Annotated in this window: 20 protein-coding genes; 13 read left to right on the forward strand and 7 right to left on the reverse strand. The window is 75.5% G+C overall.

Translation table 11 applies throughout. The features are described from left to right. Positions 1 to 23: 23 nt before the first annotated feature. The 3 genes from ACWGSR_RS18170 to ACWGSR_RS18180 form a co-directional block, all read right to left on the reverse strand. Positions 24 to 731, reverse strand: coding sequence for a hypothetical protein (locus ACWGSR_RS18170; RefSeq protein WP_453567444.1), 708 nt, complete (start codon positions 729 to 731; stop codon positions 24 to 26). A 126-nt stretch (positions 732 to 857) separates the two neighbouring features. Continuing rightward, positions 858 to 2,225: a carbohydrate-binding protein gene (locus ACWGSR_RS18175; RefSeq protein WP_453567446.1), complete on the reverse strand. Its 1,368-nt coding sequence runs from the start codon at positions 2,223 to 2,225 to the stop codon at positions 858 to 860. A gap of 199 nt (positions 2,226 to 2,424) precedes the next feature. After that, positions 2,425 to 3,372, reverse strand: a complete 948-nt coding sequence (locus tag ACWGSR_RS18180; RefSeq protein WP_366379107.1) for a LysR family transcriptional regulator — start codon at positions 3,370 to 3,372, stop codon at positions 2,425 to 2,427. A gap of 153 nt (positions 3,373 to 3,525) precedes the next feature. Here ACWGSR_RS18180 and ACWGSR_RS18185 point away from each other — a divergent pair, with 153 nt between their 5' ends. Then, entirely contained in the window at positions 3,526 to 4,191 is a 666-nt protein-coding gene (locus ACWGSR_RS18185; RefSeq protein ID WP_453567448.1) for a GOLPH3/VPS74 family protein, read from the forward strand. 540 nt (positions 4,192 to 4,731) lie between these two features. Here the strand turns inward: ACWGSR_RS18185 and ACWGSR_RS18190 are convergent. Both ACWGSR_RS18190 and ACWGSR_RS18195 read right to left on the reverse strand, forming a co-directional pair. After that, a complete protein-coding gene (locus ACWGSR_RS18190; RefSeq protein ID WP_453567449.1) occupies positions 4,732 to 5,718 on the reverse strand; it encodes a DUF4232 domain-containing protein in 987 nt (328 codons plus the stop codon). 136 nt (positions 5,719 to 5,854) lie between these two features. Continuing rightward, positions 5,855 to 7,042 carry an FUSC family protein gene (locus ACWGSR_RS18195; RefSeq protein ID WP_453567450.1) on the reverse strand — a complete coding sequence of 396 codons (1,188 nt, stop codon included), beginning with the start codon at positions 7,040 to 7,042 and terminating at the stop codon, positions 5,855 to 5,857. A 220-nt stretch (positions 7,043 to 7,262) separates the two neighbouring features. Here ACWGSR_RS18195 and ACWGSR_RS18200 point away from each other — a divergent pair, with 220 nt between their 5' ends. Further along, on the forward strand, positions 7,263 to 8,501 hold the full coding sequence (locus tag ACWGSR_RS18200; RefSeq protein ID WP_453567473.1) for an amidohydrolase: 1,239 nt from the start codon (positions 7,263 to 7,265) through the stop codon (positions 8,499 to 8,501). 52 nt (positions 8,502 to 8,553) lie between these two features. On the opposite strand, the gene ACWGSR_RS18205 is transcribed toward ACWGSR_RS18200, so the two are convergent. Next, complete coding sequence (locus ACWGSR_RS18205) at positions 8,554 to 10,020, reverse strand: aminotransferase class I/II-fold pyridoxal phosphate-dependent enzyme (RefSeq protein ID WP_453567452.1); 1,467 nt, start codon at positions 10,018 to 10,020, stop codon at positions 8,554 to 8,556. A gap of 270 nt (positions 10,021 to 10,290) precedes the next feature. Between ACWGSR_RS18205 and ACWGSR_RS18210 the strand changes: the two genes are divergently transcribed. The 4 genes from ACWGSR_RS18210 to ACWGSR_RS18225 all read left to right on the forward strand — a co-directional run bounded on the left by ACWGSR_RS18210 (position 10,291) and on the right by ACWGSR_RS18225 (position 16,014). Next, a complete protein-coding gene (locus ACWGSR_RS18210) occupies positions 10,291 to 12,075 on the forward strand; it encodes an N-acetylglutaminylglutamine amidotransferase (RefSeq protein ID WP_453567454.1) in 1,785 nt (594 codons plus the stop codon). Beyond that, positions 12,048 to 14,195: a S9 family peptidase gene (locus tag ACWGSR_RS18215; RefSeq protein WP_453567456.1), complete on the forward strand. Its 2,148-nt coding sequence runs from the start codon at positions 12,048 to 12,050 to the stop codon at positions 14,193 to 14,195. Before ACWGSR_RS18210 ends, ACWGSR_RS18215 begins: the two co-directional genes overlap by 28 nt. A gap of 113 nt (positions 14,196 to 14,308) precedes the next feature. Continuing rightward, complete coding sequence (locus tag ACWGSR_RS18220) at positions 14,309 to 15,403, forward strand: carboxylate-amine ligase (protein ID WP_376242370.1); 1,095 nt, start codon at positions 14,309 to 14,311, stop codon at positions 15,401 to 15,403. Between the two features lie 275 nt (positions 15,404 to 15,678). Continuing rightward, on the forward strand, positions 15,679 to 16,014 hold the full coding sequence (locus ACWGSR_RS18225; protein ID WP_376328263.1) for an HflX-like GTP-binding protein: 336 nt from the start codon (positions 15,679 to 15,681) through the stop codon (positions 16,012 to 16,014). Between the two features lie 55 nt (positions 16,015 to 16,069). On the opposite strand, the gene ACWGSR_RS18230 is transcribed toward ACWGSR_RS18225, so the two are convergent. Next, on the reverse strand, positions 16,070 to 17,560 hold the full coding sequence (locus tag ACWGSR_RS18230; RefSeq protein WP_376242374.1) for an alpha/beta fold hydrolase: 1,491 nt from the start codon (positions 17,558 to 17,560) through the stop codon (positions 16,070 to 16,072). 193 nt (positions 17,561 to 17,753) lie between these two features. Here ACWGSR_RS18230 and ACWGSR_RS18235 point away from each other — a divergent pair, with 193 nt between their 5' ends. The 7 genes from ACWGSR_RS18235 to ACWGSR_RS18265 all read left to right on the forward strand — a co-directional run. Continuing rightward, positions 17,754 to 18,668, forward strand: a complete 915-nt coding sequence (locus tag ACWGSR_RS18235; RefSeq protein WP_453567459.1) for a MerR family transcriptional regulator — start codon at positions 17,754 to 17,756, stop codon at positions 18,666 to 18,668. Between the two features lie 288 nt (positions 18,669 to 18,956). Beyond that, complete coding sequence (locus ACWGSR_RS18240; protein ID WP_376242378.1) at positions 18,957 to 19,724, forward strand: GntR family transcriptional regulator; 768 nt, start codon at positions 18,957 to 18,959, stop codon at positions 19,722 to 19,724. A gap of 37 nt (positions 19,725 to 19,761) precedes the next feature. Beyond that, positions 19,762 to 19,989 (forward strand): 4Fe-4S dicluster domain-containing protein, encoded by a 228-nt coding sequence (locus tag ACWGSR_RS18245; RefSeq protein WP_030313017.1) that lies wholly within the window; start codon positions 19,762 to 19,764, stop codon positions 19,987 to 19,989. 14 nt (positions 19,990 to 20,003) lie between these two features. Beyond that, a complete protein-coding gene (locus ACWGSR_RS18250; RefSeq protein WP_376242381.1) occupies positions 20,004 to 21,350 on the forward strand; it encodes an ABC transporter substrate-binding protein in 1,347 nt (448 codons plus the stop codon). 53 nt (positions 21,351 to 21,403) lie between these two features. Next, entirely contained in the window at positions 21,404 to 22,270 is an 867-nt protein-coding gene (locus tag ACWGSR_RS18255) for an ABC transporter permease (RefSeq protein ID WP_376242388.1), read from the forward strand. Further along, positions 22,267 to 23,013 (forward strand): ABC transporter ATP-binding protein, encoded by a 747-nt coding sequence (locus ACWGSR_RS18260; RefSeq protein WP_453567462.1) that lies wholly within the window; start codon positions 22,267 to 22,269, stop codon positions 23,011 to 23,013. The genes ACWGSR_RS18255 and ACWGSR_RS18260 overlap by 4 nt, the downstream gene beginning before the upstream one ends. Before the next feature lie 50 nt (positions 23,014 to 23,063). Continuing rightward, on the forward strand, positions 23,064 to 25,590 hold a 2,527-nt coding region (locus ACWGSR_RS18265; protein ID WP_453567463.1), incomplete at its 3' end, for a fumarate reductase/succinate dehydrogenase flavoprotein subunit.

A 25,590-nucleotide genomic window follows, 5' to 3' on the forward strand; every position in this document is an offset into this window, starting at 1 on the left:
GCCCCGGCCGGGAGCGCCCGGTGCTACTTCTTGAGCGCCCCGGCGACGAAGTCCCGCGTCAGCCGGACGGCCGACTCGACGGGGACGTACTGCCCGTCCGGCGGGAAGAAGTCGACCGAGCCCGCCGCCCCGTAGTTCGCCCAGAAACAGGTGGTCATCGGGAAGGTGTCGGTGACGTTCTGCCGGCACTTCACGACGAGAGTGCTGCTGGTGGCGATCGTGGCCTCGCCGATGAAGTTGCGGCCTTCCTCCTCCACGAGGTGCGTGGACCTGTCATAGATGCGGTTCAGGGCGGCGGCGGGGTCGGCGACCTTCTCGTACAGCTTGGTCCGCGCCGTGAAGACGGGGACCGATGCCGACACGGTGCCCTTGCGGAGGATGATCCGGGGGCTGCCGAAGCAGGACACCCTGGAGTTGTCGTCGCTCTTGATCTCCTTGAGGTCCTTGTCGCCGAAGACCCCCACATCGAGTCCACTGCCGTAGCGGAAGCCGCCGTCGCCCTCGTCGCAGACCAGGCCTTCCACCATGGGGACGGCGACGGTCGTGTAACGGGTGCCGGAGTCGGCGGCGAGCTTCTCCTCGGCCGGTTCGCCCCCGTTCCCGCTCTCGTTCCCGTTCCCGTCCGACGTCTTGCCGTCCGGCGCCTTGCCGTCCGAGGGTTCGGCGTCGCCGCACCCCGTGACGACCGATGCCAGTACCACTGCGGCGACGAGCGCCCGGAACCTGGTCATGTGTCAGTTCCCCCGTGAAATCGCGAAGATGATCAAAATCGCGAAGATCATACGGGACCTCCGGGGGGTGCCGCGGCCCCCCTCGGAGCCGCGGCACCCCCGGTCACCGCGGGGACGGACCTCGCGTCACACGCGCTGCCACAGGGCCGGGACGTTCGGCGGCTCCCAGCCGGTCTGGGCCTGGTGGCCCTGGAGGCAGCGGTAGGTCGCGCCGCCGTGGGTGACGGTGTCACCGGCCTTGTAGACCTTGCCGGCCGCCCAGGTGCCGCCCGGCTCGGGCTCGCCGGGGCCGGGGCCCGGGCCCGGGTCGGTGGTGGTCTTCAGGGTCAGGCCGTAGTTCTGGAGGATCGGGTTCAGCGGCTGGAAGAAGGTCGTGCCGCCGCTTGAGCAGTTGCCGGAGCCGCCCGAGGTCACGCCCTGGGCCTGGCTGCCGGAGATGTACGAGCCGCCGGAGTCGCCGGGCTCGGCGCAGACCGTCGTGCGGGTGACGCCCGAGATGGTGCCCTCGGGGTAGGTGACGCTGGTGTTGTGCTGCTGCACGGTGCCGCAGTGCCAGCCGGTGGTCGAGCCGGAGCGGCACACGGAGGAGCCGACGGGCTGGAGGACCGAGCCGGTCACCTGGACGTTGGCGCCGCCCGCGCCCTTCACGTACGGGGTGGCGGTCCAGTTGGCGTTGGTGGCGACCCAGGCCATGTCGTTGCCGGGGAAGACCGAGGCCTGGAAGCTGCCCTGGGCGACCTGGTTGAAGCCGCTGGTGGAGGTGCCGGCCCGGCCGCAGTGGCCGGCCGTGGCGAAGCCCTGGGTGGTGCCCTTGGTGATCGGGAAGCCGACGGAGCAGCGTCCGCTGCCGTTCATGTAGTACGCGTCGCCGCCCCGGAGGTCGTACAGCGGGCGGGGCGCCTCGGCGGTGCGGACCACCTTCACGAGGTCGCGGGGGACGCCGGTGGCCGCGACGAGCCGCGCGCCGGCCCCGGCCCGTGCCTCCTCCACGACGAGGACGTTGGCGCGGACGTCGACGTACCGGACGGGCGCCTCGGCGGTGGCGGCCCGGTCCAGGGCCTCCTTGGCCCGCTCCAGGGCGGTCAGACCGTGCGTCACGACCTCGGCGCGCGCGCCCGCGGCGCGGATCGCGGCGGCGTCGGCGGCGCGGGTGGTGGCCACGGTCAGGGTGCCGGACTCGGCGCCGTCCACCCAGGCACCGGCGAAGGCGCCGCCCAGGTCCAGGCGGAGTCCGGCGGCCCTGGCTCCGGCCTCGGCCTCGTTGGCGAGCCGGTTCTCGGCCTGGGCGCGGGTGAGGCCCAGGTCGCGCTGCATGGCGCGGAGGAGTTCGGGCTGCGCGGAGGCGGCGCCGAGGGCGTCGGCGGCCGTTCTGACGGTGGGGGCGCGGTCCTTGTCGTGCGGCGCCGCGGTGGCGGAACCGGCCTGGAGGCCGGCCAGCGCGAGACCGGCGGCGGCCAGCACGGTACACGCCGTGCGGGCGTGTCGTCGGAGCATGGGGAGTCTCCTCGGTTGGCGGTGGGGGATCTGCTGAAACCGTAGGGATCCCGCCGGGGGGACGGCAGTTGCCAGTCGGCCCCTGCCACGGCGTTATGGCCGGGGGCCGAAGGGGCTTCGGGCATGGGGGTGTCGGGCGTGAAGGACATGCGGGAGGGGTGGACGCGGGGCTTCGGGTACGGAGGCGTCCGGGCGCGCGTCAGCGCGGGGAGCCCTCGCGGGGTGCCGGGGCCGTCGTGCGGCCGGCGCTGCGGGCGAGCGCCTCCTCGTGGGCGGCCCTGGTGTGGTTCAGGACGGCGGCGGCCCGGCCGGCGGCACGGCCCTCCGGATGCCAGCCGAGCAGGTGGCGCCAGACCAGGGGCGCGCCCGCGAGGGGTCTGGTCACGAGGCCGGGGGTGACCGGGAAGGTGGCCCGGCACAGGCCTACGGCCCGGCCGACCTGGACCAGGTGCACGCAGGAGGCGGTGTCCGTCTCGTACACGCAGGCCGGGGTGAACCCGGCCCGTACGCACGCGGCGGCGAAGCAGTCGCCGAAACAGCCGTCGCCGGGCACGTCGGTCCAGGCCTCGGCCGCCAGTTCGGCCAGGTCGATCTCGGTGCGGGGCGCCAGCGGGTGGTCGGCGGCCAGCATCACGTACACCGGGTCGCGGGCCACCTCCGTCCAGGCGAGCCGGCCCGCCTCGGGCGGACCGCTCTCGCCGCAGACCCCGACGAGGGCGAAGTCGAGCCGGCCCGCGACCACCCCGCCGGCGATCTCGCGCTCCGACCAGGAGGTGTACGTGGTGACGGGCGCCCCGGGGTCGGTGCGGGCGATCCGGTCGACGAGGCCGCCGAGCAGCGGGCCGTGCGTGCCGCCGAGCCGGTAGCCCTCCGCCCCGTCCCGGGCGAACCGCACCGCCTCCTCCTGGAGTTCGCACACGGCGGGCAGCACCACACGGGCGCGTTCCAGGACGAGGTCGCCGAGCGCCGTGGTCCGCACGCCCTCCCGGCCCCGCTCGAACAGCTCGCCGCCCAGGGCGCGTTCGATCCGCTTGAGCTGGGCGCTGAGGGCGGGCTGCGCGAGGCCGAGCGCGGTGGCGGCCCTGGTGAGGCTCCCCGCGTCCGCGATGGCCCGGATCGTCTTGAGGTGCCTCAGCTCCAAGTCCATACGGAGAGCTTGGCGTCCCGCGACCGGGAGGTCCAGACCAACGACGGCCCTCCACCGCGGGAACCAGGGGAAACGTTCCGTCGTCCACCTATGCGAAAGGACGGTCGACCGGAAGAACGGTCGCCGGGAACGCACGACAGCAGGAGGTACTGAGTGACGGTCACGCTCGCGGAGGAGATCATGCTGCTGTCCCTCGACGACGAGTCGGGGGCCGCGAAGGAGAAGCAGTCCGCCGCTTGGGCCGTCGCCGGCGGCATCCTGCTCGACCTCGTCCTGGCCGGGCGCGTGACGGTCGACGGCGGGCGCCTCCGGGTGGCGGACAAGATGCCCACCGGCGTCCCGCTCCTCGACGAGCGGCTGCGGCAGATCACCGAGTGGGCGGGGCGGAAGAGCCGGGCCCCCAAGGTCACCGAGTGGCTGACGAAGGACTACCACAAGGCCGTGAAGGCCACGTCCGACAGCCTGCACGGGCGGGGGCTCGTCCGCGCCGAGCAGCGCAGGGTCCTGGGGATCTTCCCCGTCACCCGGTACCCGGAGGCGGACGGCTCCGTGGAGCGCGAACTGGGGGACAGGCTGCGGGCCGTGGTCCTCGACGGAGCCGCGCCCGACGCGCGCACGGCGGGCCTCGTCGCGCTGGTGCACGGCGCGAAGCTGCACCGCGTCGCCTTCCCCGACGTGCCGCGCAAGGAGATCGCCCCGCGCCTGGAGGAGATCGCGGCCGGCCAGTGGGTGGCCGAGGACGTGCGCCGTGCGATCCGCGACATGCAGGCGGCGATGGTCGCGGTCATGGCGGCCACGGTGGTCACGGTCGTGAGCTGAGCGTCCGGCGCGAGCTGAGCACCCGGCGCGGCCCGGGTGTCCGTCGCGGCCGGACACCCCTCACAGCCGGGGCGTCTGTCACGGCCGGGATGCCTGTCACGGCCGGGGCGTCTGTCACGGCCGGGATGCCTGTCACGGCCGGGGCGTCCGTCGACTGGGCGTCCGGCCGTCCACGGCCCGGGGGTCCGTCGTGGCCCCGACCGGACGGGGCCCGGGGCGAGCCCCCACGGCTCGCCCCGGGTCCGGCCCGGTCGGAGTCCCTCGCTCACGCGTCCGGGCGGAGCCCGTCCTCCACACGTCGGGGTGGAGTCCGTCCCCCACGCGTCCGGGCGGGCCCGGAACCGCGCACCGGGGACCGCTCCGGCCTCCGCCCCCGCCGGGGCACCCGCCACGCCCCCGGCCTCGATCCGCTCCGGTCCTCCGGTACGCGTCGACAGCCGTGCCGGAACGGTCGGTCACACCGCCCCGGCCTGCTGACACGCACCACCCTGCCGTCCGCCGCTCACGTCCCGCTGTCGTTCCGCTAACGCCCGCGGAGGGTCATCGCCGCTTCTCCTTCTTCCAGGGGCCGACGCCGAGCTTCCCCGTCGTGCCCAGGTCGAATTCGGGGATCACCATGACCGGGGCGGCGCCGGGCTTCGCCCACACGCGCGCGTAGGGGGCGTTCACGGGGCCGTCGGTCACGCTGTCGACGGTGTTGCGCCAGACCAGAACGGCGTGGGCGCGCTCGCCCGGCGCGAGGACGAGCTGCTCGGGCGGGCCGTCGGCCCCGGTGCCGCTCGCGATCGCGTCGCCGCCCTCCAGGACCGACACGCCGTCGGGCCGGGCGTGGGCCTCGTCGAGGGGTTCGACGCGGGGGTAGCCCTTGAGCCGGTACGGCCGGGTGCCGCAGTTCTCCAGGTGGAGGCCGACGACGCGCAGCCCCATCGCGGCGTCGCCCTCGTCGGCGTACACGCGCACGCCCGTGGGCGGGCAGGCGCCCCCTTCGGAGGGCTCCTCGGCCACCGGGACGCTCCTCACCGTGAGGACGTCGACGCTCACCTGCCCCGCCGCCGCGTCCGGGGAGATGCCCTCGGGGGTGACGGTGCGGCGCACGGTCCGGCCGGGGGCGACGTCCCGGACGGTCTCCTCCGGGTTCGCCAGCCCGGTGCCCGTCTGCACCGACAGGAACCGGAACGTGACGGTGTAGGTGCGGGGCTCGGTCCCGCGATTGGTGACGGAGTACGTGGCGCAGGGGCGGGTCCGGCCGGCGCCGGGTGCCGTGCCCGTACCGATGACGACGACCTCGTCACCGCCCGGCGACGCGTCTCCGGCGGACGCCCCCGAAGCGGTGGGCGCCTCCGCGCCGGTGGAAGCCTCCGCGCCGGCGGGCGGTCCCGATCCGGTGGCCGCTCCGGCTCCGCAGTCCTGGGCCGTGGAGGAGGTCGGGGACGCGGCGGCCCCCGGTCGTTCGGTTCCGCAGGCCGTGAGCAGCAGGAGACAGGTGGCGGCGGGCAGGGCGAGAGCGGGGAGGGCGGTGCGGCGCATGGGGAGAGTCGATCAGTCCCCGACCGCTCCGACTGTGACGGAAGCCACCCCTCCGGTAACAGGCGTGTCACAGGGTGGCGGCGCCGGCGGTGTCGCGGGACGGCGTCGCAAGGCGGTCGGGAGCGCGCGGCGGCCTTCAGCCGCGCGTGTCGGCGGCGAGGTCCGCCGTGTGCTTGATCTCCTCCAGGATGCGCGCCGCCTCCACGAGGACCGTGCCGTGCACGGACCACTCCCCCTTCCGGTCGGGACGGTCGGACCGGGCCGTGGCCGCCGCCACCTCCTCGTAACGGCGCTCGGCCTCCTCCAGACCGCGCTGGAGCCGGGCGGGGTCGTTCGGCCCCTGGGGCGGGGCGAGGCGTTCGAGTGCTTCGGCGGTGGCGTCCAGCAGTTCGGCGTAGGAGGCGGCGAAGTCGGCCGAGACGGACGCCTCGAAGGAACGCCGGGGTTCGGAGGGGTGCCGGGGCTCGTAGGTCAGGGCGCGGGCGACGGACCGGACGTGCGTGCCGATGCGCTCGATCATGCCGATCGTCTCGTGGCAGCGCTGGAGCGACGCCTGGGCGCTGTTCCAGGGGCGGCGGGGGTTGAGCCTGGTGTTCTCCTGCTCCCGTTCGAGCACCGTGCGCGCGTGCGCCGCCCGGTCGGCCAACTCCTCGCAGCGGCGCGGCCAGTCCTCCTCCCGCGCCTCCTCGCCGTCGGTCTTGGCGGCGGCGGTCCGGGCCAGGTCGCGCAGGAGGGTCTGCGTGCGGGCGGCCAGCTCCTCGACCCGGAGCCGTGCCGTGTCCGTGTGCGGCGAGGGGGCGAAGGCGAAGTGGGCGGCGAGGCCGCAGCACACCCCGATGGCGGCGGACGCGACCAGGGGGCCGATGTAGTCGATCCGCCCGCCGCCGCCCACGAACGCGAAGAGGGCCACCACCGGGACCTGGGCGCCCTGGCTTCCGAGCAGGTGGAGGCGGGCCACCGCGAGGGCGACGAAGACCAGGACGCAGAGGGTCCAGGCGTGGACGCCGACGGTGCTGCCGAAGCCGGCCGCCACCGCCGTGCCGATCGCCATGGCCGCCAGGTACTGGGCCGAGTCCCACATCGAACGGTAGACCGTGGCCTGGAGGGCGAGGAGCGCCGTGAACGGGGCGAACGCCGTGACGTTCGTGGGCAGCAGCCACGAGGAGAGGCTCCAGGCGACGGTCGCGGCGACCGCGCCCTTGGCCTGGAGCAGCAGCCCGTCGCGCGCCTCGCCGGGTCCCCGTACCGCGTCCCCGAGGGTCGTGCGGGCGGTGTGCCACCGGCTCCGGCACCAGTCACCCGCCCGGATCTTCGTTGCGGACACGCCTCTCCCGTCCTCCGTCGGTGCTCGTGTCCGCCGCGCCTACCCACCGCGAGGGGATGTACGTGTGCGTCTCCGGCGTCCGGAGAGGACCCGACGGCCGGAGAAGAAGCGGCCGTTCCGGGCATCGTGCGCGCCGGACGTGGAAGACGCGGAGGTGTCGGAGACCGTTCGCACCGGAGGAGACCCCGTGTCCCGCACCCCGGAAAACCGCACCCCGGAAATTCACAGCCCGGAATCCCGTACCCCGGAAGCCGTGTACGCCCGCGTCGGGAAGGAGGTGGCCGCCCGGGCGGACCGTCTCTGGGACGTGGGCCTCGCGCTGCACCGCGAGCCCGAGACGGCCTACGAGGAGCACGGGGCGTCCCGGCTCCTCGCGGACGAGCTCGAACGGGAGGGCTTCCGGGTGGAGCGCGGCGTGGCGGGGCTGCCGACCGCCTTCGCCGCGCGGGCGGGCGGGGAGGACGGGCAGGGCACGGCGGACGGGAGGCCGTGCGTCGCCCTGCTGATGGAGTACGACGCGCTGCCGCTGCTCGGTCACGCCTGCGGGCACAACCTGATCGCGGCGGCCGGCCTCGGCGCGGCGCTCGCCGCGCGGGCCGCGCTCGACGGGGACGGGGGCGGGATCGGCGGGACGCTGCTCGCCGTCGGCGCCCCGGCGGAGGAGCGCGGCGGCGGGAAGGTCGCGGAGGTGGAGGCGGGCCTGTTCGAGGGGGTGGACGCGGCGCTGATGTTCCATCCCGGCGTGTACGACTGGAGGTGGGCCCCGCTGACGGCCAGCGCGCAGATCAGGGTGGGGTTCCACGGCCGGGCCGCGCATCCGACGGGCAGCCCCACGGAGGGGATCGACGCGCTGGGGGCCCTGATCCAGCTGTTCAACGCGCTGGGCGTGCTGCACAAGCGGCTGCCCTCCGGGTCGCACGTCCAGGGGATCGTGACGGACGGGGGCCGGGCCACGAACATCGTCCCCGAGTACGCGGAGGGCCTCTTCGGGCTGCGCGGCGGGACCACGGCCGCCCTGGAGGAGCTGGTGGAGGAGCTGCGCACCTGCGCCCGGGGCGTGGCGCTGGCCACCGGTACGACGGTGGAGGTGACCGACGTGGGCGGCCGGTACGAGCACTTCCGCGACAACGACGTGCTGTCCGGTCTCTTCGCCGGGCACCTGGAGCGGGCGGGCGTCCGGCTGTCGGAGCCCGAGGCGGGCGTGTACCTGGGCTCGTCGGACATCGGGAACGTCAGCACGCGCGTACCGGCGATCCATCCGTTCCTCGCGATCATGGGCGCGGACGGCTCGGACCACACGCCGGAGTTCGCGGAGGCGGCCGCCGGGCCGCGGGCGCGGCGGGCGATGCTCGCGGCGGCCGAGGCGCTCGCCTGCACGGCGGTGGACGTCCTGCTGCGGGCGGACGTGCCGGAGCGGGCCTGGGACCGCTTCCGGGAGAGGGCCGCGGCGGGGCTGTGACGGGTGCCGGTCTCCCCGGTGCCGGGAGACCGGCACCGGGGAGGGCGGGCCGTCAGTCCTCGACGGTCACGCGTACGGTCCTGACCTCCGTGTCGGCCGCGTCCGGTACGACCATCCCGGCCTCGACGCCGCTGCGCAGGTACCGCAGGACCTCGGCGTTGAGCCTCTCGCCGGGCAGGGCGGCGGGGATGCCGGGCGGGTAGGGCGTGAGCATCTCGGCGGCCACCCGGCCGACGGCCTTGTCCAGGGGCACCCGTTCGACCTGCCCGAAGAAGGCGTCGCGCGGGAGCATCGCCTGCTCCAGGCGCAGGTCGGCCGGGTCGGGCACCTCCACCCGGGGCGCGGGGCGCAGCTCGTCGGCGTGCGCGGCGGCGTCGCGCAGGGCGTCCAGCAGGAGCTGGGCGCTGTGGATGTCGTCCGCGTGGGTGAGCTGGGCGCTGGTGCGGCGGTGGTCGGACAGGTGCAGGTTGACGTGGTGGCGCTCGCGGATCCAGTCGGCGACGCGGTAGCCGGTGGTGTCGAGTCCGGTGATGTCGACGATGACCTGGAGGGGGTCGAGGTCGGCCGCGCGGCCGGGGCCGCAGAAGTCGTCGTGGCCGTGGACGCGCAGGCCGGCGATGCCGTCGATCCGGGTCCGCACCGTCTTGGCCAGGGAGAGCGCGTCGTCGTAGAGGGCGTGGCCGTGCTGGACCATCTGGCGGCGCCAGCCGTCGAGGGCCGCGTACACGAGGACGGAGGGGCTGGTGGTGCCGAGCAGGTCCTCGCGGTTCTTGAGGACCTCGGGGTCGATCAGGTCGCCCTGGAGGTGGAAGACCGAGCCCTGTTCGAGGCCGGAGCCCATCTTGTGCACGGAGGTCACGCACACGTCCGCGCCGGCGTCCATGGCCCAGGTCGGCAGGTCCGGGTGGAACGGCAGGTGGGCGCCCCACGCCTCGTCGACGACGAGCGGCACGCCGTGCTCGTGGCAGACGTCGGCGATGGCCGCCAGGTCGGAGCAGGTGCCGTACGGGGTCGGCGTCGTGACCAGGGCGCCCCGGGCGTCCGGGTGCTCGGCGAAGGCGGCGCGGAAGGCGTCGGCGGACGGCGGGTGGGCGAGGTGCAGTTCGGCGTCCCACTGGGGGTCGACCCAGACCGGCACGATCCCGGCGAGCACGAGGCCGGAGACCACGGACTTGTGGGCGTCCCGTCCCACGAGCAGCTTCTCGTGGGGTCCCGCGACGGACAGCATGGCGGCCTTGACCGAGAGCGAGCTGCCGCAGGTCGAGAAGAAGGTGTGCTCCGCGCCGACGGCGTCGGCCATCAGCTCCTGCGCCCTGACGAGGACGCCCCTGGACGACGTGCGGTCGTCGAGGCCGCTGGTGGCCAGGACGTCGGACCGGAAGACGGCGTCCCCGAGGACCGCGCGCACGCGGGCGTCCGCGCCGCGGCCCTGTTTGTGGCCGGGCGGGGTGAAGGGGGTCTGGTTCTCCGCGTGATAGGCGGCCAGGGCTTCGAGCACGGGTGCTTGTGAGTGGTCCATGCTGCTTCGACTGCCCCGCCGAAAAGGACAAAAACCCCAGGTGGGCGGGACGGAGGGTGCACGTGGCGTGACGCTCCGGAAGGAATGATCTCCGGCCGGACGGGCACTCGCCCTACGGAGCGGGTCGCCGCGCGCCCCGTACCGAGGGACGCACGGGCGCCTGCTCCCTGTCTTCGAGGAGTCTGCAGTGAGTGATGCACATGAGGTCGAGGAGGGCTGCGAGGCCCCGGACGCGCCGGGGGCGGCGGTGGCACGACGGACGGATGTGACATGTGCGGTCTGAGCGGTGAGATACGTTTCGACGACCGCAGGCCCGACGTGGCCGCGGTCGAGCGGATGACCGACCGGCTGGCGGCCCGCGGTCCCGACGGCCGGGGCGTCTGGTCGCAGGGGCCGGTGGCCCTGGGACACCGCCGATTGAAGATCATCGACCTGTCCGAGCGCGGCGCCCAGCCGATGGCGGACGCCGAGGCCCGGCTCACGGGCGTGTTCAACGGGTGCGTGTACAACTACCGGGAGCTCCGGCGGGAGCTGGAGACCCTGGGGCACCGGTTCTTCTCCACCTCGGACACCGAGGTGGTCCTCAAGGCGTACCACCAGTGGGGCGTCGACTGCGTCGACCGCTTCAAGGGCATGTTCGCGTTCGCCGTCGTGGAGAACGACACCGGCAGGCTCGTCCTGGCCCGCGACCGGCTGGGCATCAAGCCGCTGTACCTGTCCCACGCCCCCGGCCGGCTGCGGTTCGCCTCCACCCTGCCCGCGCTGCTCGCGGGCGGCGGCGTCGACACGTCCCTGGACCCGGTCGCCCTGCACCAGTACCTGAGCTGGCACGCCACGGTGGCGGCCCCGCGGACCGTCCTCAACGGGGTGCGCAAACTGCCGCCCGCCACGGTGCGCGTGGTGGAGCCCGACGGCACGTACCGCGACCGGGTCTACTGGCAGCCGTCGTACACCCGCCGCGACGAGCACGCGGGCATGGACGCGGCCGACTGGCGCGACGCCGTCCTGGACGCGCTGCGGACGGCGGTGCGCCGCCGGATGGTCGCCGACGTGCCGGTCGGCGTGCTGCTCTCCGGCGGGCTCGACTCGTCCCTGATCGTGGCGCTGCTCGCCGAGGAGGGCCAGCGGGACCTGGCGACGTTCAGCGTCGGGTTCGAGTCGGAGGGCGGCGAGGAGGGCGACGAGTTCGCGTACTCCGACCTGATCGCCCGGCGCTACGACACCGAGCACCACCAGCTGATGGTCCCCTCGGACCGGGTCTCGACCGCCCTGGAGAGCGCGGTCCTGGCCATGAGCGAGCCCATGATCAGCCATGACGTGGTCGCGTTCCACCTCCTGTCGGAGCTGGTCTCCAAGGAGGTGAGCGTCGTCCAGAGCGGCCAGGGCGCCGACGAGGTGTTCGCCGGCTACCGCTGGTACCCGGACCTGGCCTCGGTGGCGCGCGAGCGGGAGCCGGAGAGATACGCGGAGGTGTACTTCGACCGTCCGCACTCCGACTTCGCCAAGATCCTCCAGCCGCACCTGCTGACCGGGCAGGACGAGTCCGGCCGGTTCGTCCACGAGCACATGGCCGCGCCGGGGGCCGAGACCGCGCTCGACGCGGCGCTGCGGCTCGACACGCACGTGATGCTGGTCGACGACCCGGTCAAGCGCGTGGACAACATGACCATGGACTGGGGCCTGGAGGCCCGGGTGCCGTTCCTGGACCACGAGCTGGTCGAGCTGGCGGCGGCCTGCCCGCCCGAGCTGAAGCTGGCCCAGGGCGGCAAGGGCGTCCTGAAGGACGCGGGCCGGAAGCTGCTGCCGCGCGAGGTCGTGGACCGGCCCAAGGGGTACTTCCCGGTGCCGGCCATCCGCCACATGGCGGGGCCCGTCCTCGAACGGGTGCGTCAGGCGCTGTCCGCGCCGGAGGCACGCGCGCGGGGCGTCTTCCGGGACGAGTACGTCGCCGAGCTGCTCTCCGCCCCCGACCACCACCGGACGAAGCGAGGAGCGAACGCCCTGTGGCACGTAGCGTTGCTGGAGATATGGCTGCAGACGCACGGGATCGACTGATCGGGGCGATGTCGGCGGCGCCCGTGCCGGTGCCGCTGGCCGACGCGGCCGGGACCCGCGACACGCCCCGGCCGCTGGTCTCGCACGGCTGCTGGTACCCGTCCGCGGACCCCACGGGCGAGTGGGTGGCGTTCATCTGCGACCGGACGGGCGTCCCCCAGCTGTGGACCGGACTGACGAACGGCTCGGAGATCCACCTCCTCGACGCGGACCCCGATCCGGTCACGGAGGTGTCCTGGTCCCCCGACGGGCGGTGGATCGCCTACACGGTCGCCCCCGGGGGCGGCGAGCACACCCGTGTCCTGTGCGTACGGCCGGACGGCACCGGCCGCCGGATCGTGGCGGGCGCGGACGCGGGCAGCTCCGCCTATCTGGGCTGCTGGACGCGCGACGGCTCGGCCGTGGCGGTCACGGTGGCCGAGCCGCCGCCTCCGGCGGGCCGTGCGGCGGCCCTCCGGGAGCCGGCCGCCCCGGACCACGAGACGGCCTTCGGGGACCTGGCCGCGGGCTGGGCGGAGCGGGACGGCCCGGCCACGCTGCTGGGCGGCGCCGGGCACGGGGAGGTGGGCCGCCGGGACGGCGGCGGGCCGGACCGCGGAGCGGGCGGCGGCCCGGGTCGCGCGACGGACGGCCCGGGCCACGGCCCGGACGGCGGGGGGAGCGGGCTCGACGGCGGGGCGCCGGACCGGCTGACCGCGTATCTGGTCGATCCCTCCGGGATCGGATCGCCCGTGCTCGTCGCCGCCGAGTCGGGAGCGGCGACGCTGCGGGTGTGCGACGTCAGCCAGGACGGGCGGTTCGCCCTGGTCCGCCGGGGCCCGCGCGGCCGGCGGGAGGCGGTGGTGGTCCGCACGGCCGACCTCGCGACCGGTTCCGTCCTGCGGGTCGGCGACGGGGACCCCTGGATCGGGCGGTTCTCCCAGGACGGCCGCACCCTGTGGCTGCGGAGCGACCACGAGCGGCAGTTCGCGGCGCTCCTCGCCGCGGCCCTCGACGAGGACGGCGGGCGCCTCGGCCTGTCCGTGGTGGCCGAGCGCGAGGGCAGCGACCTGGAGCTCCTCGCGTTCGCCGAGGACGGGCGTACGGCCGCGCTCGCGTGGAACGTGCGGGGCGCCACCGAGCTGGAGACCCTGAGCCTGTCCACGGCGGCCAGGCCCCGGGAGGTGCCGCTGCCGCACGAGGTGGTCACCCGGATCACCCGGGCCGGGCCCGCCGGGACGGTCCTCGCCGTGTCGGGTTCGCAGCGCCGTCCGGGCGTGTGGTGGGCGCCGCCGGGGGCGCCGTCGGCGCGCACGCCCTGGTCCTCCCGGGACGAGGACGCCGTGCCTCCGGGCCGGCCGCCCGTACGGCCCGTACCGCTGCGGCCGGTGGCCCGTGACGGGCTGCACCTGGGCGGCTGGTACTACCGGGCCCCCGGGCGCGACGCCGGACGCCCGGCCCCGTGCGTGATCCATCTGCACGGCGGACCGGAGGAGCAGGAGCGGCCGGTGTTCGACCCGCTGTACCACGAGCTGCTCGGCCGGGGCCTGGACGTCTTCGCGCCCGACGTGCGCGGCTCGTCCGGCTGGGGGCGGTCCTTCGTGGACGCCGACCTCGGTACGGGGCGGTTCGCGGCGATCGACGACGTGGCCGACTGCGCGGCGCACGTGATCCTGGACGGTCTGGCCGATCCGACGCGCCTCGCGGTGATGGGGCGCTCGTACGGCGGCTATCTGACGATGGCGTCCCTCGTGTGGCACCCGGAGCTGTTCCGCACCGGGGTCGCGGTGTGCGGGATGTCGGACCTCGGGACGTTCTTCGCGGGGACGGAGCCGTGGATCGCCGAGTCGGCGGCGCACAAGTACGGGCATCCGGTGCGCGACCGGGAGCTGCTGCGCTCCCTGTCCCCCATGAGCCGGGTCGACGAGCTGCGCGTCCCGCTGCTCGCGGTGCACGGGGAGCACGACACGAACGTCCCGCCGGGCGAGTCCGAGCAGATGGTGCGCGCCGCGCGGGAGCGGGGCCTGCCGGCCGAGGTGCTCACGTTGCGTGACGAGGGGCACGAGTTCCGGCGGGCGGACAACCGGCGGCTGTTCCGCCGGACCGCCGCCGACTGGATGCAGCGGCACCTGGGCCGCTGAGCGGGGGCGCTTCCCCTCACCGTCCGCAGCCGGGCGATGCCGCCCGCGTGACCTGCGGAAAGCGATGACCACCGGACCGATTTCCCCCCGCCGATCGGGGGTAGTCGGAGGGCATGATCACTATTGGGGTCGAGGAAGAGTTCTTGCTGCTCGATCCGGACACATGCCTTCCGGTGCCGCTCGGTGACCAGGTGCGCGCGTCCGCCGGACTGCAGCCGCTCGTCGAGGGTTCCGAGGTCCAGTCGGAGCTGCTCCAGGCACAGGTGGAGGTCGCCACGCCGGTGTGCACGGACCTGGAGGAGGTCGGCGGCCACCTGCTGCGCCTGCGGCACGCGCTGGGCATGGCGGCGGAGAAGAACGGCTGTCTGCTGGCCGCCTGTGCGACCGCCCCCTACCGGGAGACGGCGCCCGTTCCGGTCACCCGGAAGGCCCGCTACCTGGCGATGTCCTCCCAGGCCCCGCAGCTCGTGGCCGAACAGCTGGTCAACGGGATGCACGTGCACGCGGCCGTGCCGGACCGCGAGATGGGCGTCGCCGTCCTGAGCCGCATCCGGGTCTGGCTGCCGGTCCTGGTGGCCATGTCGGCGAACTCGCCCCTGTGGGACGGCGGCGACACCGGGTTCGCGAGCTGGCGCACGGTGATCTTCGGCCGGTGGCCGGTCAGCGGTCCCCCGCCGCGCTTCACCTCGCTCGCGGACCACGAGGAGCGCGTGCGGTCGCTGCTCGACACCGGCATCATCACCGACACCGGCCAGCTGTACTGGCAGGCCCGCCTGTCCGACCGGTACCCCACGGTCGAGGTGCGCTGCGCCGACGTCCAGCTCCGCGCCGACGAGGCGGTCATGTTCGCCGGGATCGTGCGAGCCCTTGTCGCCACCGCGATCGACGAGGAGAAGGCCGGGATGCCGCTCCCCGACTGCTCGCCCGAGCTCCTCCAGGCGTCCAACTGGCACGCCGCCCGGCACGGTCTGAGCGGCCTCCTCGTCGATCCGGAGGGGCGGTCGCGCCGGGCGGGCGACGTGATGTGCGCGCTGCTCGAACACATCACGCCCGCCCTCGACGAGTCCGGCGACACCCGCGAGGTGACCTCCCTGCTGCACCGGCTGCTCCAGGAGGGCACCTCGGCCGACCGCCAGCGCCGCGCCCTGGCCGAGGGCGGCCTCCCGGGCCTCGTCGAACTGATCACCACGGAGACGGTCGCCCCCTGACCCCGCTTCGCGCGCCCCCTGACCTCCGCTTCGCGCGCTACCTGCTCCCCTTCGCGCGCCGCCGGCCGACCGGCGGCGCGCCGTCATGTCCTCCCCGCGCCCGGACGGGCCCGCCCCTCGGCGACGGGGAAAACCCCTGTCGGCGCGGGTGGCGGCCGCCCTACCGTGAACCCGTGCAGCAGCACCGCAGACGTGATCGGCGCCCCGCCCCCCGGGGGCGGAGGGCGGGTGCCCCGCCAGCCGCCGCGCCCTTCGCCGTCGCGGGAGCCGATGTCGTGCTCGTCGGGTACTTCTCCGGGCGGCAGCGGGACTTCGCCGCCCTGATGGACGCGGCGGCGGCCGGTCTGGCGGACCGGGGCGCCCGGGTCGTGGCGCGTGCCGTGCAGCGCCGTGGCGTCTCCCGCGGCGGGGTGGCGAAGACGGCCCTGCCGCTCTCCCCGCGGACGCTCCTGAGCGGCGGGAAGGTCCGCGAGGTGGCGGAGGTCCGCGAGCGGACGGGGGCCGACGCGGTGGTCTTCCTGAATGCATTGACGCCCCGTCAGCACGACGTCCTGACGGGCTGCCTCGGCTGTCCGGTCGTCAGTCTCGCGACGGCTCCGCCGCGGGTCTGACCGGCCCCTCCGACGCGCACGGCCGCCACCCCGTCCCCGTGCGTGCGCGCACCCGTCACTCCTCCAGGAGCGCGAGCACCGCCGCCATCGCCCGCTCGACGGCCCCGGCCGACTCCTCGGTGGGGTCGAGCAGTTCGAAGCCGTGGCGGCCGTGGGGCACGTCGACGGTCTCGACGCGGGCCCCGCGCTTCCCGGCGGCGGTCAGGAACTCCTCGACCGTCGCCGCGATCGCCGGGTGCTCCCGACCGGCCCGGGTCAGGACCACCGGCGGCCCGTCCGCCGTGCCCACCGCGTCGACCGGGCGGAAGCGGGGCTCCACCGCCTCCCAGCCGGGCAGCGGCGCGAGCATCGGGTAGGTGGCGGCCACGCACCGCAGCCACGGCGGGGGCGCGGCGAGCCAGTCCGCCGCGAGGAGCCCGCCGCCGGAGAAGAACCAGAGCGCGATCCGCTCCCCGTCGACGCGCGGGTCGGCGCGGACGAGCGCGACGGCCCCGGCGAGGTCCTCGGCGGCGCGGGCGTAGTCGGTGAGCCCGTGGAGCCGGTGGTCCGGGGTGGCGCCGACGGCGCCCGCGCCGGCCGCGAGGCGTCCGTACCCCAGGAGGAACGGCGTGTCGCGCGGGGTGGGCCGCTGGTCGGGGTCGACCGGACCGCCGTGGACGAAGACGATCGCGGGCCGGGGCCCCTCGGCGTCCGGGAGGTGGAGGTCGACCCGGCCGTGGCGTTCGCGCGGGACCTCGGGGACGTCCCGTACGCCTTCGAGGAAGGGCCGGAGGTGCGTCGGCCGCTCGTCCGCGGGCGCGGTCACCCGCCGGCCCTCGCCCGCCGCCGCGCGGAGCAGGGTCTCCGCGAGCGCGGCGGGCGCGGAGAGCATCGGCCAGTGTCCGGTGGCGAGTTCGAGGAAGCGGATCCGGTCGTCGGCCAGCGCGCGGAAGCGGGGCGGACCCGACTCCACCAGCATCTCGACCATGGCGACGCTCGACCCGGCGGCCGTGCACAGGACGCCGGTGACCGGCAGGGCGGAGGCCGCCCCGGTCAGGCGGAGCGGTGCGGTGAGCGTGGCGGCCGGCTGGGGCGCGGCGAGGCGCTCCAGGCGTACGAGGGCATCCTCGGGGACGCCTTCGAGGTCGCCCCAGCGGGACCGGGTCTCCCGCGTCGGCGGCGGGACCCGTCCGTCCGCGCCGGCCCGGCCACCGGCGTCGGGCACGGAGCGCGCGGCCGGCTCTCCGTCCTGCGGGAGGAGCGTGTCCAGGGCGACGATCCGGGCGACCCGTCCGGGCCGCCGGTCGGCGGCGCCGAGCACCGGGTGGAGCCCGTACCCGTGGCCCACGAGGACCACCTCGGCCGCCGCGAGGCCGTCGATCAGCCGCACCAGGTCCTCGACGTGCGTCTCCAGGCCGGTGCCGGCACCGGCCTCCTCGCGCCGGTCGCCCATGCCGGTCAGGGTCACCGGGTGCGCCTCGGCGCCCGCCCTGCCGAGCAGGGCCGCCGTCTCCTCCCACACCCAGCCGCCGGTGAAGCTGCCCGCCACCAGTACGAACGTCGTCATGCGCGTCTCCTCGCCTCTTTCCGGGACCGTGTCGCCGCCCCGACGCTAGGAGCTCCCCCTGCGGGAGGTTCAAGAGCCGCCACCGGCGCCCCCGCCGGGTGACGCGTCCGGCCCCCGTCGGAGCGGCGGCCCGGTCCGGCGTCAGAATGGGGGTGCTCGTGGACGGTCTGTCTCCTCCGGGGAGGTGCGTGTCGTGGTGTCCGACGGCCTGTGGAGCATCGGGGAGTTGGCGGCCCGCGCGGGCGTCACCGTCAAGACCGTGCGCCACTACTCCGATCGCGGCCTGCTGCCCGAGGCGGCCCGCAGCTCCGGCGGGCACCGCCGGTACGGGCCGGGGGCGCTCGACCGGCTCCGGCTGATCCGCTCCCTGCGCGCCCTCGACCTGCCGGTGCCCGAGGTGGAACGGCTCCTCGACCGGGACGGGGTGCCGGCGGAGGTCCTCGCGGACCGGCTGCGGGACGTCGGCTCCCGGCTGGCCGCGCTGCGCTGGCAGGAGGCCGCCCTGCGGTCGCTCCAGGAGTGCCCCGCCGGGGAGCGCGCGGACCGGGCGCGGCTGCTCGGCGCCGTACCCGCGCCGCCGGACACGGACGCCCTGGTCCGGTTCTGGCGCCGGATCCTGCCCGTGCGCCTTCCGGGGCGGGTGGTGTCCCTGGTCCTGGACGCGGTGGTGCCGCCGCCCCCGGCGGAGCCGAGCCCCGCGCGCGTCCTGGACTTCGCCCGGCTGCACGCGCTCGTCTCCGGCCCGCTCCCCGGCGGCGCCGAGTGCCGGCGGGCGCAGCCGCTGCCGGAGGGCGCGTACCGGCCGGACGTGCTGTACGAGGGCCTGGCCGAGGCCTACGCGCTCGCCGAGGCGGAAAAGCGGACGGGGCGGACCGGAGGGGCCCTGGAGTGCTTCGTCTCGGCGTACGCCACCGCGCAGGGCGTCCGGGACACCCCGGACTTCCGGCGCGGTCTCGTCCCGGTGCTCGCCCGGAGCGACAGCGCCCTGATCCGGCGCTACTGGAAGCTCGCCGACGGCCTGTTCGGGCCGGGCGAGCCGGTCCTCGGCATCCTCCACCACCGGCTCTCCGTCGCCCTGCGCCACGAGGTCGACGGGCACGCGGTCTGACGGACCCGGGCCGGGCCCCACCGGGCGGACCCGGGCCCGGCCTCCGTGCGGACCCGGGCCCGGGCTCGGCCCCACCCTGCGGAACCGGCCCCGAACCCACCCTGCGGACCCGGCCCCGGCCCCCGATCCGCATCGTGGGCCGCCGGCCGTCCACGTACTGGGCGGCCGGGTGGCGGAACTCCCCGCCCCTCCGACGTATCCGCTGGTCAGAGGCGTGTGGAAGGGGCGTCAGGTGGCGCAATGTTGTGGCAACACCACCGGGGCCGGTCCGCCGCTACGTTCCGTGGCATGCCCTCCGAACCCGCTCCCGCCGCCCGCCCCGTCGCCGCCGCCCGTCGCCGGCGCCTCCGGGCGGACCGGGCGCGGCAGCTCGCCGACCTGCTGCGCCACCAGATCCTGGCGGGCGGCTTCCCCGGCGGGGTCCTGCCCCTGGAGGACGTCATCGCGGCCGACTACCGGGCCAGCCGGAACACCGTGCGGCAGGCCCTGGACCTGCTGCGCGGCGAGCAGCTGGTCGACCGGCAGCCGGGGGTCGGCACGGTGGTGGTCTGCGAGAAGTACCCGCACGGCCTGGACCGGCTCCAGGGGCTCGCCGAGACCCTGCACGAGCACGGGCGGGTCACCAACGAGGTGCGGACCGTGGGGCCGGTCGGGGCGCCCGGCCCGGTGGCCCACCGGCTCGGCCTTCCCGAGCACTCCGACGTGCTGTGCATCGAGCGGCTGCGGCGGCTCAACGGGCTGCCGCTCTCCCTGGACCTGTCCTACCTGCCGATGGACGTCGGGGCCGAACTCCTCGGCTGCGACCTGGAGAACACGGACGTCTTCCGGCTCCTGGAGCAGCTGACCGGGTCCCCGCTCGGGCACGCGGAGATCACCCTGGAGGCCGTCAACGCCGACGCGCACTCCGCCGCCGTGCTCCAGGCCCCGCGCGGGGCGGCCGTCCTGATGCTGGAGCGGCTGACGTGCCTGCCCGACGGCCGGCCGGTGGACCTGGAGTTCATCCGCTTCCGCGGCGACCGCATCACCATGAGCGGCGTCCTGCGCCGCGCCCTCTGAGCCCTGACGACACACCACCCGTTCCCTGGAGACAGCCATGCCCCTGGTCCCCCAGCGCGCCGACGTGCCCGTGACCATCGACGAGTCGAAGTGCATCGACGGCTGCACGCTCTGCGTCGACATGTGTCCGCTCGACTCGCTCGCGATCCGCGAGGAGGACGGCAAGGCGTACATGCACGTCGACGAGTGCTGGTACTGCGGCCCGTGCGCGGCGCGCTGCCCCACCGGCGCGGTCACCGTCAACATGCCCTACCTGCTCCGGTGAAAGGCCGAACCACCATGTCAACGAAGAGAGTCGCCCTTCCGCTCGCGCTGCTCCTGCTGCCGCTCGCCACCGCCTGCGGGTCCGGCGCCGGCGGCGGGGCGGGGGCGAAGTCGGTCACGGTGACCGTCGGCTACCAGTCGAAGACCATCAACACCGTCACCGCCGGCACCCTGCTGCGCTCCCTCGGCTACTTCGAGGAGGAGCTCGCGGCGCAGGGCCGCAAGGACGGCGTCGCCTACCGGGTGAACTGGCAGGACTACGCGACCGGTGCCCCGATCACCGCGCAGATGACGGCGGGGAAGATCGACATCGGTTCGATGGGCGACTTCCCGCTGCTGCTCAACGCGGCGCGCGGCAAGCAGCTCAAGCAGCCGACGCGGCTGGTGTCGGTGACCGGCTACAACCTGCGCGGCGGCCTCAACACCGTGGTGACCGCGCCGGGTTCGCCGCTGCGGTCGCTGGCGGACCTGAAGGGCCGCAAGGTGTCCACCAGCGTCGGTTCGGCCGCCGACGGCACCCTGGTCCGGGCGCTCCAGCGGGCCGGTCTCGATCCGGCGAAGGACGTGCGGAAGCTCAACCAGCAGCCGAGCGTGGGCGCTTCGGCCCTGGCGGCGGGCAGCGTCGACGCGCTGTCCCAGTTCGTCGCCTGGCCCGGACTGCTCGCCTTCCAGGGCCGGGCGACGGCGCTGTACGACGGGGCCGAGCTGGACCTGCCGACCTTCCACGGCGTCACCGTGCGCGAGAGGTTCGCCAAGGAGCGGCCGGCGGTGCTCGACGCGTTCCTGCGCGCGCAGCGGAGGGCCACGGACGAGCTGCGCGCCCGGCCGGTCGCGTCCGCCGAGTCGGTGGCGAAGGAGACCGGGCTGCCCGCCGAGGTGGTCTACCTCTACAACGGCGCTCGGGGCATCGCCACCTTCGACCCGGCGCTCCGCCCCGAGCTGGTCGCCGCGCTCAAGGAGGACGTGCCGGTCCTGGCGGCGGCCGGCCTGGTGAAGGAGGTCGACGTGGACGCGTTCGTCGACCCGGCCCCGCTGGAGCGGGCGGTGCCGGACGCCGCGTACCCGCAGGCCGGCGCGCCCAGGGCGGAGCTGTGGCTGAAGGGGCAGGGCGCGACCCGTGCGTTCGACGGTCCCGGCGCCCTCCTGAAGGCGGTCCGGGAGGCGGGGGCGGGCCGGGTGCGGGCCGCGTACGTGCCGGACGCGGTGACCGGGACGCCCTGGTTCGCGGACCGGGCGGTGTGGGTGCGGGACGGCGGCGAGTGGCGCGCCTTCGTGACCCGGGCGGGCGCGGAGCGGTACGCGGCCGGTCACCCCGGTTCCCGGATCGTCGGGTACGCGGAGGCCGTGGGGGCGGCGTCGTGAGCGCGGGACGGCCCCCGTCCGTGCGCGCGGGCCGCCGCGCGGTCCCGTCGCCCGTGGCGCGCCGGCTGGTCCGGATCGCCTCGCCGCTCGCGGCCCTCGGCCTGTGGCAGCTCCTGACCTCCCTGGACGTCAGTCTGTGGCTGCGGTTCGAGCAGTTCCCCACGGTCGTGGAGGTCGCCTCCGCGTTCGCCGACCGGGTCGGCACCGGGGCGTACTGGCAGGACCTCGGCCACAGTCTGCGCCGGATCACGGTCGGCTTCCTCCTGGCGGCCGTCCTCGGGGTGGCGGCCGGGACGGCCGTGGCCCGGTCCCGGTGGGCCGCCGACGTCCTGGGCCCGCTGGTGGAGGCGGTGCGGCCGGTCCCGGCCATCGCCCTGGTCCCGGTCGCGATCCTGCTGCTGCCCACGAACGAGCAGGGCATCGTCTTCATCACCTGCGCCGCCGCGCTCTTCCCGGTGCTCGTGTCGACCCGGCACGCGGTGCGGGCCCTGAGCCCGGTGTGGGAGGAGGCGGTGCTGACCCTGGGCGGGAGCCGGGCCCGGGTGCTGTTCTCGGTGGTCCTGCCGGGCGCCCTGCCGGGGATCTTCGGCGGCCTGTCCGTGGGGATCGGCGTCTCGTGGATCTGTGTGATCTCGGCGGAGATGATCTCCGGCGAGTACGGGGTGGGCTACCGCACCTGGCAGGACTACACGGTCGTCGACTACCCCGGGGTCTTCGTCGGCATGGCCACCATCGGCGCCCTCGGCTGGCTCACCTCCACCGCCGTGGAGACGCTCGGCCGCCGGGTCACCTCCTGGCTGCCGCGCCCGGCCGAGCGGGGCGCCGGGCCCGGCCGTACGGCGGTCGCCCCGGCTCCCGCCTCCCCCGCCCGTACGCCCTCCCGTTCCGTCCCCCTGCCCGAGAAGGAGCCGGTGCCATGAGCGTCACGAGCACGGCGAACGCCGTGGGCGCGGAACTCGCCCTGCACGAGGTCCGGTTGGGCCATCCGGACGGGTCCGCCGTGTCCGGTCCCGTGGAGCTGCGGATCGCGCCCGGCGAACTCCTCGCCGTCGTCGGCCCCTCGGGCTGCGGCAAGACGACCCTGCTGCGCACGCTCGCCGGGCTGCTGCCTCCGCTGGAGGGGCGGGTCGTGCGGGACGGGGAGCCGGTGCGCGGGCCCGGCGCCGACCGGGCGCTCGTCTTCCAGCACGACGCCCTGCTGCCGTGGCGGACGGTCCGCGCCAACGTGGAGCTGCCGCTCGCGATCCGCCGGATCCCCCGGGCCGAGCGGCGCCGTTCGGCGGAGGAGTGGCTGGAGCGGGTCGGGCTCGCCGGGCACGCCGCCAAGCTGCCGCACCAGCTGTCCGGCGGGCAGCGGCAGCGGGTGCAGCTCGCCCGCGCCCTGGCCGGCCGGCCCCGCGCGGTCCTGATGGACGAGCCGTTCGGCGCGCTCGACGCGCACACCCGGGCCGGGATGCAGGACCTCCTGGTGGAGATCCTGCGCGGGACGGGCGCGACCGTCGTCTTCGTCACGCACGACGTGGACGAGGCGCTCCACCTCGGCGACCGGATCGCCCTGTTCGCGTCCGGCGAGGTCCTGGACGTCCCGCACCCCCGCGCGCGGGAGGCCCTGCACGCGCCCGCGACGGCCGCGCTGCGCCGCCGCGTCCTCGACTCCCTCTGACGCCCCCCGGCCGGCCCCGCCGGACCCCTCAGCACCCCGAAAGGCACTCCGTGGACACCCCCCTGACCGTCCCCGACCCCGCCGGCGCGACCGAGCTCTCCTGCGACGTGCTCGTCGTCGGCGGCGGGACCGCCGGCACGATGGCCGCGCTGACCGCCGCCGGGCGCGGGGCGAACGTGCTGCTCCTGGAGAAGGCGCACGTCCGGCACTCCGGCGCCCTCGCCATGGGGATGGACGGCGTCAACAACGCGGTCGTGCCGGGCCGGGCCGAACCGGACGACTACGTCGCCGAGATCACCCGCGCCAACGACGGCCTCGTCGACCAGTCCACCGTCCGGCAGACGGCGACCCGGGGCTTCGCGATGGTGCGGCGCCTGGAGTCGTACGGGGTGAAGTTCGAGAAGGACGAGCACGGCGAGTACGCGGTCCGGCAGGTGCACCGGTCCGGTTCGTACGTGCTGCCGATGCCGGAGGGCAAGGACGTCAAGAAGGTCCTCTACCGGCAGCTGCGGCGGCGCGAGATGCGGGAGCGGATCCGGATCGAGAACCGGGTGATGCCGGTCCGGGTGCTCACCCACCCGGACGACGGGCGGGCCGTCGGCGTCGCCGGTTTCCACACCCGCACGGGCGAGTTCGTCCTCGTGCGGGCCGGGGCCGTGATCCTGGCGACGGGCGCCTGCGGGCGGCTCGGGCTGCCCGCGTCGGGCTATCTGTACGGCACGTACGAGAACCCGACGAACGCGGGCGACGGCTACGCGATGGCGTACCACGCGGGCGCGGCGCTCACCGGGATCGAGTGCTTCCAGGTCAACCCGCTGATCAAGGACTACAACGGTCCGGCGTGCGCCTACGTCGCCAACCCGTTCGGCGGGTACCAGGTGAACCGGCACGGCGAGCGGTTCGTGGAGTCGGACTACTGGTCGGGGCAGATGATGGCCGAGTTCGCGGCCGAACTCGCCTCGGACCGGGGGCCGGTGTACCTGAAGCTGAGCCACCTTCCCGAGGAGACCGTCGGCGCGGTCGAGTCGATCCTGCACACCACGGAGCGCCCCACCCGGGGCACGTTCCACGAGGGGCGCGGCCACGACTACCGGACGCACGACATCGAGATGCACATCTCCGAGATCGGGCTGTGCGGGGGCCATTCGGCCTCGGGGGTACGGGTGGACGCGCACGCCCGGACGACCGTTCCCCGGCTGTACGCGGCCGGCGACCTCGCCTCCGTACCGCACAACTACATGATCGGCGCGTTCGTCTTCGGCGACCTGGCGGGCGAGGACGCGGCGCGGTACACGGCGTACGAGGGCGAGCTCGACCGCCGACAGGTCCTGGACGCGCACGAGTTGATCTACCGGCCGCTGCGGAACCCGTCCGGTCCTCCGCAGCCGCAGGTCGAGTACAAGCTGCGGCGGTTCGTCAACGACTACGTGGCACCGCCGAAGACGGGCGCGAAGCTCTCCCTGGCGGTGGAGGCGTTCGACCGGATGTCCCGGGAGATCGCCGGGATGGGGGCGCGCACGGCCCACGAGCTGATGCGGTGCGCGGAGGTGTCGTTCATCCGGGACTGCGCGGAGATGGCGGCGCGGGCCTCGCTGGCCCGGACGGAGTCGCGGTGGGGGCTCTACCACGAGCGGCTCGACCACCCGGAGCGGGACGACGCGGACTGGCTGCACCACCTGGACCTGCGCAGGTCGCCCTCCGGGGCGATGGAGTTCACGGCGCGGCCGGTGGAGCCGTACCTGGTGCCGGTGCCGGAGTTCGCGCCGCCGGGCGGCCCCGAGCGGCACCTGGGCGAGGTGGAGCTCGTGCCGGTGGCCACGGCGGGGCCCCGGGAGGCGGTCCCGGCGGCGCGGCCGGTCGCGGACGCGGCCGGCACGGCGGCGCCGGGCCCGACGGCGGAGGATCCGGCGGAGGAGGGCCCCGCGGCGCCCTCTCCCCGGCTCCTGGAGTTGCTCGGGCTCGTCGAGGACTCCCCCGGTCTCGACGTGCTCGGCCCCTACCTGGAGGACGCCGATCCGGCGGTGCGGGCCGCCGCCGTCACCGCCCTCGGGGAGAGCGCTCCGACCGGGACCGGCCCGGCGCTCGCCGCGCGGCTGCGGGACGGCTCGCCCCGGGTGCGGGCCGCCGCCTCGGCGGCGCTGCGCGAGCTGGTCGAGGTGCTGCCGGCGGAGCCGGTGCTCGGGGACGGCCTGCGGGAGGCCCTCGGCGTGCCCGATCCGGCCGTGCGGACCGCCGCGCTCGACGTCCTGCGGGCGCTGCGGCTCGGGGACGCCCCGCTGTACGCGGCGGCGCTCGCCGACCCGGAGGTGGACGTACGGGTCGGGGCCGTCCGGGCCCTGGTCTCGGTGGACGCGGTCGCGGAGCTGGCGCGGGCGGCGGCCGACCCGGCGCGGGAGGTGCGGGTCGCGGTGGCCCGGGGCCTCGCGGCCGTGCGGGACCCCCGGCCCGGTCCGCTCGCGCCGCTGCTCGACGACCCCGATCCGCTGGTCGGGGGCGCGGCCCTCGCCGCCCTGGCCGGCGCCGGCTGCCCGCCGGAGTACGCGGCGCGGGCCGCCGCCGCGCTCGGCGCCCCCGCCT

The organism is Streptomyces sp. NPDC055632, assembly GCF_053618675.1.